Raw genomic sequence first — 8,735 nt, 5'->3', positions numbered from 1 at the left:
CGGTGTGCGTCATCGCTGCGCATTGAAACGGGTGGAGTTCGGCCCGATAGATTGTCGCGACGACACGCGCCGGAAACATCCGGTCCGTAATGATGGCTCGAGGTCTCGGAGTTTGGCAGTGGATCAATCGTCCTTTCAAAAACAGCTCGCCGCCTTGCGTGACCACCGCGCGGCGGCGCCCGCCAGCATGCGCCAGGCCTTCGCCGCCGATCCCAAGCGGTTCGTGGAATTCTCCGTCACCGACGGCGATCTGCTGCTCGACTGGTCGAAATGCGCGGTCGACGCGACCACCATGGAGCTGCTGGAAAAGCTCGCCCAGGCCGCCGATCTCGAAGGCCGCCGCGCCGCTATGTTCGCCGGCAAGAAGATCAACGTCACCGAGGACCGTGCCGTGCTGCACACGGCGCTGCGCAACCTGACCGGCAAGGGCGTCACCGTCGATGGCCAGGACGTCAAGGCTGACGTCATCGCCGTGCTCGACGCCATGGGCGCCTTTGCCGATGCCGTGCGCTCGGGCAAGGCGGCCGGCGCCACCGGCAAGAAGATCACCGACATCGTCAACATCGGCATCGGCGGTTCCGATCTCGGCCCGGCCATGGCGACGCTGGCGCTGGCGCCCTATCATGACGGGCCGCGCGCCCACTACGTCTCCAACATCGATGGCGCCCATATCCACGACACGCTGAAGGGCCTCTCCGCCGAAACCACGCTTTTCATCATCGCTTCCAAGACCTTCACCACCGTCGAAACGATGACCAATGCCGAAACCGCTCGGAAATGGGTGCAAGAAGCACTGGGTAAGGAAGCGGTCGGCAAGCATTTCGCCGCCGTCTCCACCGCGCTCGACCTGGTGGCCCGGTTCGGCATCGCGCCGGATCGCGTCTTCGGCTTCTGGGATTGGGTCGGCGGCCGCTATTCGCTGTGGGGCGCCATCGGCCTGCCGGTGATGATTGCTGTCGGTCCGCGGAATTTTCGCGCCTTCCTCGATGGCGCGCACGAGATGGACGAGCATTTCCGCACCGCGCCGGTGCAGGAGAACCTGCCGGCGCTGCTTGGACTGGTTGGCTGGTGGCATCGCGTCATCTGCGGCTACCCGGCGCGCGCCGTCATCCCGTATGACCAGCGCCTGTCCAGGCTGCCGGCCTATCTGCAGCAGCTCGACATGGAATCGAACGGCAAGAGCGTCACCCTCGAAGGCACAGAGGTGACGACGCCGACCGGACCGCTGGTCTGGGGCGAGCCCGGCACCAACGGCCAGCATGCCTTCTTCCAGCTGCTGCACCAGGGCACCGATTTCATCCCGGTCGAGTTCCTCGCCGCGGCGGTCGGCCACGAGCCGGAACTCAAACATCAGCACGATCTGCTGCTCGCCAACTGCCTGGCGCAGTCGGAAGCGCTGATGAAGGGCCGCACGCTGGACGAAGCCCGCGCCCAGATGCTGGCCAAGGGCATGAAGCCGGCCGAGGTCGACAAGATAGCGCCGCACCGCGTCTTCTCGGGCAACCGGCCCTCGCTGACCATCCTCTACCGCAAACTCGACCCACGCACCTTCGGCCGGCTGATCGCGCTCTACGAGCACCGCGTCTTCGTCGAGGGCACGCTGTTCGACATCAACTCCTTCGACCAGTGGGGCGTCGAGCTCGGCAAGGAACTGGCCACCGGCCTTCTGCCTGTCGTGGAGGGCAAGGAAAGTGCCGCCAAGCGGGATGCATCGACCGCTGGCCTTGTGGGATTCATCCACCATTTGCGTGGCTCGGAGTGAAAAGTTTGGCAGACATCAAGGGAATATTGTTCGACAAGGACGGCACGCTTGTCGACTTCAACGCCACCTGGCTCGGCGTTGCCGACTTCATGGCCATGGATGCGTCCGAGGGCGATCGCTGGAAAGCCGACAGGCTGCTGGCCGCCGCCGGCTTCGATTTCGCCAACAAACGCTTCAAGCCCGACTCGATCTTTGCGTCCGGCACCAATCTCGACGTCGTCGAATTGTGGTTTCCGCGCCTGTCCAACGAGGACCAGATGCTTGCGGTTGCCCGCTTCAACGAGATCACCTCTGTGCAGGGCTCGGCGATGGCCGTGGCGCTGCCGGGCATCGTCGACACGTTGACGGCCTTGCACAGGAAATCCTACCGGCTTGGCGTCGCCACCAATGATTCGACCAGCGGAGCGGAAAAGACGCTGGTGACGCTCGGCGTCGCCCAATTGTTCGACGCGGCCTATGGCTACGACGCGGTGGCCAATCCGAAGCCGGCGCCCGACACCATCCTGGCTTTCAGCGACCTCACCGGCCTCAGGCCGGCGGAGATCGCCATGGTCGGCGACAACAGGCACGACCTCGAAATGGCGCGTGCCGGCGGCTGCGGGCTGGCAGTCGGCGTGCTCTCCGGCACCGGCACCCGCGAATCGCTGGCCGGCATTGCCGATGTGGTCCTGGATTCGGTCGCCGACCTGCCGGATTTTCTCTCGGCGCGGGTCAAGGAGACGATCTGACGGCGGAGGCCGGGCAAATCAACTTGGGCTTTCCCGCCCACGGCTGAGATTGGTGGAAAGGAGACGGGCTGTTCCCTCAAAGGCGGACCTTGGTCCACCGCCAGATTTGGGACCGCTACGCACCTGCAGAAGGGCGCGATCGATTTTGCACGATCAGGGCTACCTCGGACGTATGATGAGTTCCCCATTCGCACAAGGGCGCGAGTACTCCGGCCAGGCTTTGACCAAAGTCGGTTAGTTCATACTCGACGTGCGGCGGCACCGTCTGAAAGTCAATGCGACGAATAACGCCATCATCCGTCAGTTCTTTCAGGTGCTGGATCAGCATTTTCTCGCTCACGTTGGTAACGAGCCTGCGGAGTTGACCGGTGCGTTTGGGCCCGCTGGCCAGATGATAGACGACAAGCGGCTTCCACTTGCCTCCAAGGATGGCAAGAACCGCTTCCAGGCCGCATTGGAAATTTGTCTCGGTCACGTCGATCTCCGAATTTTGGCACTTACCAAATAGTCGGTACTGGTTTGCAGGTCTGTTCTGACTTACCTGGATCGGACGACGGTGTCGATGTGCAAAAGCCCAAAGGAAATCACCATGGCCAAGATCCTCGTAACCGGCGCAACCGGCAATATCGGCCGAAAAACTCTCCAACATCTCCTGAAGCGGTTGCCCGCCAGCGATCTCGTCGGCCTGGCCCGCGATCCCGCCAAGGCGGCCGATCTGGCGGCCGATAGGATTGAGATCCGCCAAGGCGACTATCTCGACTATGACGGACTGGTGCGCGCGTTCGAGGGCATTGATAAGCTAATGCTCGTATCCGCCACGGCCTTTACCGATCGCAATACCCAGCACCAAAATGCCATTAGCGCAGCTCGGCAGGCGGGCGTTAAGCGCATCGTCTATATGCCGATCATCCACGAAGCAGGATCCGCCTTCACCTTGTCGGATATCACCGAGCAGGATCTGTTCGTCGAGGAAAAACTGAAGGCGTCCGGCCTAGCCTACACGCTCGTCCGTCATCCGCCCTTTATCGAGAGCATCCCATTCTACATCGGCGGAAACGCCCTGGAGACCGGGGTTCACGTGCCGGCTGGTGCGGGCAAGGCGGGCTATGCCAGCCGTGACGACCTAGCAGAGGCGCATGCCATTGTGCTGAGCCAAGACGGCCATGAATACAAGACATACTCGCTGTATGGCGATCCCGCCGTGTCCTTCGCGGATGTCGCACAGATCCTGTCGGATGTCAGCGGCAAGCGAGTGCCGTTTGTTTCCGGCTCGGATCACGATTACATCGCCCACTTAGTGGCGGCGGGTCTGCCCGAGCAGGCCGCCCGCTTCGCGCTTGTGTGGGTGCAAGGCATCAACGCCGGAGAATGGGGCGGCACGGCGGGGGATCTCGAGAAACTCTTGGGCCGCAAGCCGATGACAGCGGCCGAGTTCTTGCGGGCCAACCATGCGGCACTCCAAGCTTGAGACGGGGACCTTGAAGAACTGAGCGTTAGACAACGCAACATCGACATTGCCGGGGTGATGGCAGCAACGCGCCATCCCGCCGTTTTGCGACTCGCCGAGCCACCCTACGACGCCCGAATAACGCGCCTTGGATCATACCCCAATTTTGCGCCGCCGAATGTCAGCTCTGTATGGCTGCCTTCTGGCAGTCGTACTCACCTGACAAAGGTCCGGAACGAGGTCGAACCCGGCCATTCCGAGTGACTGGGATTGATCTCAGCGTCAGCGCTCTTCCGCCTCAAACGAAAAGACACCGCTCGGCTTGGTCGCAGCACCCTTCGCGTCGCCGAAATCCGGCACCTGGTATTCGGCGAGCAACCGCAGTCGGGACAGCGGCAGATCGTTGCGACGGGGATCGCCGACCAGCACGTCGATGCCGGCTGCCAGGCAGCGATCGAGGAACGGGGTGATGCGTAAAGCAACGTCGCACCCGTAGAAAACATCGCCTGCGAGCACGAGGTCAACTGCCGGCGGCGGGCCGGCGGTGATGTCTTCGCCTATTATTGTGATGGCAACGCCGTTGGCGACCGCGTTGAGCTCAAGAGCGGCAACGCCGTTGCGGTCGATCTCGGCGGCGATCACTTCGCGTGCCCCAGCCTTAGCTGCGGCGATGCCGACAAGGCCGGAGCCGGCACCAAGGTCGAGCACGCGGCGTCCCGCCACGGTTGTTGGATGGTCAAGGACATAGCGTGCGAGCACGGTGCCGCCGGCCCATGCATAGGCCCAGTAGGGCGGTTGTGGCTCCGGCGCGTCTTCCGCATCGTCTTCGGGCTCGACGAGCCGCCTCAATCCGCTGCCGGGGTGAGCTGTATAAAACTGGATTTCTGGAAGCGCAGGCACGGGGACAAGGCGCATGTTCGCCTTGATGAAGGTTGCCGGGTCGAGGCGTGAGCATCGATCCAGAGCATCGTTGTCGGCAAGATCGCCGTCCACTATTCGCGCAGTGCTCGCCGCAGGATCTTGCCGACCGGCGTCTTCGGCAGCTCGGTCCTGAATTCTATGTATTTGGGCCGCTTGTAGCCGGTCAGGTTCTCGCGGCAGAAGGCGGTGAGCGTCTCTGCGGTCAGCGCCGGATCCTTCTTGACCACGAACAGTTTCGGCACCTCGCCCGAATGCTCGTCCGGCACGCCGACCGCCGCCACTTCGAGCACGCCCGGATGCATGGCCACGACTTCCTCGAGCTCGTTCGGATAGACATTGAAGCCCGAAACCAGGATCATGTCCTTCTTGCGGTCGACGATCTTGGTGTAGCCGCGCTCGTCCATGAAGCCCATGTCGCCGGATTTGAAGTAGCCATCCTTGGTCATCACCTTGGCGGTCTCATCGGGCCGGTTCCAGTAGCCCGCCATCACCTGCGGTCCTCGGATGCAGACCTCGCCGACCTCGCCGAGCGGCAAATTGTTGCCGTCGTCGTCGCGGATGGCGATCTCGGTCGAGGGCAGCGGCAGGCCGATGGTGCCGGTGAAGTCGCCGGCGGTGAACTTGTTGGCGGTGGCGACCGGCGAGGTTTCCGAGAGGCCGTAGCCTTCGGTGACCGAACAACCGGTCAGCGTCTTCCAGCGTTCGGCGACGCCCTTCTGCACCGCCATGCCGCCGCCCAACGTCAGCACCAGCGGCTTGAAGTCGAGCTTGCGGAAATCCTCATTGTTGAGCAGCGCGTTGAACAGCGTGTTGAGGCCGGGAAAGATGTGCACCGGATACTTCTGCAGTTCCTTGACGAAGCCGGGAATGTCGCGCGGATTGGGAATGAGCACATTGCGGGCGCCTTGCTGCATGCCCATCAGTGCGTTCACGGTCAGCGCGAAAATATGATAGAGCGGCAGCGCGCAGATAAAGTTGGGGTGCGCCGGTTTCGGCTTGATCGTGTAGGCGTCCTCCATCCACTGCGCGTTCTGCGCGACGTTGGCGAGCACGTTTCTGTGCAGCAGTGTGGCGCCCTTCGACACGCCCGTGGTGCCGCCCGTATATTGCAGGAAGGCGACATCGTCTGCTTCCACCTTGGCCGGCTTGAAGCCCATGCCGGCGCCGGCCTTCATGGCGGCATTGAACTTGACATGGCCGGGCAAGGACCATGCCGGCACCATCTTCTTCACGCGGCGCACGACGAAATTGACGATGGTGCCCTTCAGGCCGCCGAGCATGTCGCCCATCGCGGCGACCACCACATGCTTGACCGCCGTCCTCGCGATCACCGCCTGCAAGGTGTTGGCGAAGTTTTCCAGGATGACGATGGCTTGCGCACCGGAATCCTTCAACTGGTGTTCGAGCTCGCGCGGCGTGTAGAGCGGATTGATATTCACCACGACATAGCCGGCGCGCAAGATCGCCATCATCGCCACCGGGTATTGCAGCACGTTCGGCATCATCAGCGCGACGCGCGCGCCTTTCTGCAGGCCCTTCGATTGCAGGTAGGCGCCGAAGGCCGCCGACAGCCGCTCGACATCGGTGTAGCTGATGGACTTGTCCATGCAGGTGAAGGCCGGCTGCGCGGAAAACTGCTTGCAGGCGCCGACGAGGAAATCGCCGATCGAGCTGTAGGGCAGGGCGCCGATCTCCGCCTGCACGTTTTTCGGATAGCTCTTGAGCCACGGCTTTTCCGGCAAGCCGGCGGCCAGCGCCGTCAATGCTTTCGGCAATCGGTTGGCGGTGGCGGCGGCCGGCCTTGCCGCCGGTGGGGCCTTCCCCGCCGCCGCAGCCTTCGACGCCGGCCTGACAGCAGGCTTTGCCGCACCCGCTTTACTCCCCGGCGCCGTCTTTCCGGCCGCGGCCTTGGCCGGGGCTTTCACCGCCGGCTTTGTGCTTGCCCTTACGGGCGCCGCGGCCGCCTTCGGCGTGGCGACTTTGGCAATGGGTGCTTTCGGCTTGGCAGTACCGGCTGCTTTCGACGGCGCCTTGGCTCCCGCTTTCACCGTCGTCGTCCTTGATGCTTTTGCCACCCGTTCCTCCCTGGACAAGTTTGTTCATTCGCGCCGCGCTCGCCCCTGAATTGACCTCGCCTCTGAATTGACAAGGGCGCCCTCCGCTGCGGCCGTTATACCCTATGTATTGCCTCCCTTGGTGACCGTGCAAGTCTTGCCCTTGCGGCAACACGGCGAAAGATTTTCCGTCGAAAGTCCTTGCCGCCGCCGGCGCTGCCAAATGGTGTCCTGGCGCATCCCTCGGCCGCTCGGAAGCGCGGGGAACATTTATGTCGTCAGCTTGGCGATCAATAAAAAAATTCGGTTGTTAATAATCTCGTGAATGGAAGAAACTGCTAATTTTTTCTGCAATCTGGCAAAATAGCGGATTTTTTTCCTGCTTCCCGCGGGGTAAGCAAACGGGGTGTTCCAAAGCCGGAAAAACGGTGCTTATATGCGCGCTTCGCGAGCCTGATAGAGGGGCTTGGAAGAACATCAGGGAGTGCTCAATGAATAAGAAGCTGACTTTTGCAGCCGCGTTGCTGGCTGCAAGCGTCCTGGGCGGCGTGGCCAATGCGAAAACTCTGGTCTACTGCGCGGAAGCTTCGCCGGAAGGTTTCGATCCGGCGCCGTATACCGCAGGCCAGACGTTCGACGCGTCATCGCGCACCGTCTTCAACCGCCTTGTCGAATTCGATCACGGCAAGACGACGACCTCGCCGGGCCTGGCCGAGAGCTGGACGATCTCCGACGATGGCAAGGAATATGTCTTCAAGCTGCGCAAGGGCGTCAAGTTCGCCGCGACCGACTATTTCACCCCGACGCGCGACTTCAACGCTGACGACGTGGTGTTCTCGTTCGAACGCCAGGTCGACAAGAACGGCCCTTGGTTTCAGTACATTCCGGGCATTGCATACCAGTATTACAATGACCAGTTCGGCGAAAACATCGCCAAGGTCGAGAAGGTCGACGACCTGACGGTGAAGTTCATCCTCAAGGAGCCGGCGATCACTTTCATTCCAACGCTGGGCATGGATTTCGCTTCGGTCGTCTCCAAGGAATATGCCGACAAGCTGCAGGCCGACAAGACGCCTGAGCTGTTCAACCAGAAGCCGATCGGCACCGGTCCGTTCATCTTCGTTGACTACCAGACCGACGCCGCCATCCGTTACAAGGCCAACCCGGACTATTGGGGCGGCAAGCAGAAGATCGACGATCTGGTCTTCGCCATCACCACCGATCCGGCGGTGCGCGCGCAGAAGCTCAAGGCCGGCGAATGCAACATCATGTCGTACCCGGCACCGGCCGACATCGCCGGCCTGCAGGCCGATCCGAACCTGAAGGTCGAGGAGCAGGAAGGCCTCAATGTCGGCGCGCTGATGTACAACACCCAGCAGAAGCCGTTCGACGACGTGCGCGTCCGCAAGGCGCTCAACATGGCCATCAACAAGAAGGCCATCATCGACGCCGTCTTCCAGGGCGCCGGCCAGGTGGCGATCAATCCGATCCCGCCGACCATGTGGTCCTACAACAAGGAAGTGAAGGACGATCCTTACGATCCGGATGCAGCCAAGAAGCTGCTTGAAGAGGCCGGCGTCAAGGACCTCAAGATGAACGTCTGGGCCATGCCGGTGTCGCGCCCGTATATGCCGAACGCGCGCCGTACCGCCGAACTGATCCAGGCGGACTTCGCCAAGGTCGGCGTCACCGTCGAGATCGTCAGCTACGATTGGGGTGAATACCTCAAGCGCGCTTCCGCGGTCGATCACGACGGCGCCGTCATCGTCGGCTGGACCGGCGACAATGGCGATCCGGACAACTTCCTCGGCGTGCTCCTGAGC

At 62.3% G+C, this 8,735-nt stretch carries 8 protein-coding genes; 5 read left to right on the top strand and 3 right to left on the bottom strand.

The features are described from left to right. The first annotated feature begins 118 nt into the window (after positions 1-118). A complete protein-coding gene (gene pgi / locus EN984_RS12960; protein ID WP_127271380.1) occupies positions 119-1,762 on the top strand; it encodes a glucose-6-phosphate isomerase in 1,644 nt (547 codons plus the stop codon). Positions 1,763-1,767: 5 nt separating this feature from the next. Beyond that, complete coding sequence (locus EN984_RS12955; protein ID WP_127267316.1) at positions 1,768-2,490, top strand: HAD family hydrolase; 723 nt, start codon at positions 1,768-1,770, stop codon at positions 2,488-2,490. Positions 2,491-2,605: 115 nt separating this feature from the next. Here the strand turns inward: EN984_RS12955 and EN984_RS12950 are convergent, their stop codons facing one another. After that, complete coding sequence (locus EN984_RS12950) at positions 2,606-2,965, bottom strand: helix-turn-helix domain-containing protein (RefSeq protein ID WP_127267317.1); 360 nt, start codon at positions 2,963-2,965, stop codon at positions 2,606-2,608. A gap of 114 nt (positions 2,966-3,079) precedes the next feature. Here EN984_RS12950 and EN984_RS12945 point away from each other — a divergent pair, with 114 nt between their 5' ends. Continuing rightward, positions 3,080-3,958, top strand: a complete 879-nt coding sequence (locus tag EN984_RS12945; protein WP_127267318.1) for an NAD(P)H-binding protein — start codon at positions 3,080-3,082, stop codon at positions 3,956-3,958. Positions 3,959-4,219: 261 nt separating this feature from the next. Here EN984_RS12945 and EN984_RS12940 read toward each other — a convergent pair whose 3' ends face one another. Both EN984_RS12940 and EN984_RS12935 read right to left on the bottom strand, forming a co-directional pair. Further along, positions 4,220-4,930 carry a methyltransferase gene (locus tag EN984_RS12940; RefSeq protein WP_236383350.1) on the bottom strand — a complete coding sequence of 237 codons (711 nt, stop codon included), beginning with the start codon at positions 4,928-4,930 and terminating at the stop codon, positions 4,220-4,222. Beyond that, entirely contained in the window at positions 4,930-6,633 is a 1,704-nt protein-coding gene (locus EN984_RS12935; protein WP_127386666.1) for a long-chain fatty acid--CoA ligase, read from the bottom strand. Before EN984_RS12935 ends, EN984_RS12940 begins: the two co-directional genes overlap by 1 nt. Here EN984_RS12935 and EN984_RS38730 point away from each other — a divergent pair. Beyond that, a complete protein-coding gene (locus EN984_RS38730; RefSeq protein WP_245480059.1) occupies positions 6,578-6,982 on the top strand; it encodes a hypothetical protein in 405 nt (134 codons plus the stop codon). The genes EN984_RS12935 and EN984_RS38730 overlap by 56 nt on opposite strands. Positions 6,983-7,403: 421 nt before the next feature. Further along, on the top strand, positions 7,404-8,735 hold a 1,332-nt coding region (locus EN984_RS12930), incomplete at its 3' end, for an ABC transporter substrate-binding protein (RefSeq protein WP_164765458.1).

It is taken from the genome of Mesorhizobium sp. M7A.F.Ca.CA.004.12.1.1 (assembly GCF_003997835.1).
Lineage (GTDB): Bacteria > Pseudomonadota > Alphaproteobacteria > Rhizobiales > Rhizobiaceae > Mesorhizobium.
This window is presented reverse-complemented; position numbering and strand designations above follow the sequence as displayed.

Bases quoted from the DNA above. Each gene is read 5' to 3' on its own strand.
- EN984_RS12945 (WP_127267318.1), top strand. From the start codon at position 3,080: ATGGCCAAGATCCTCGTAACCGGCGCAACCGGCAATATCGGCCGAAAA.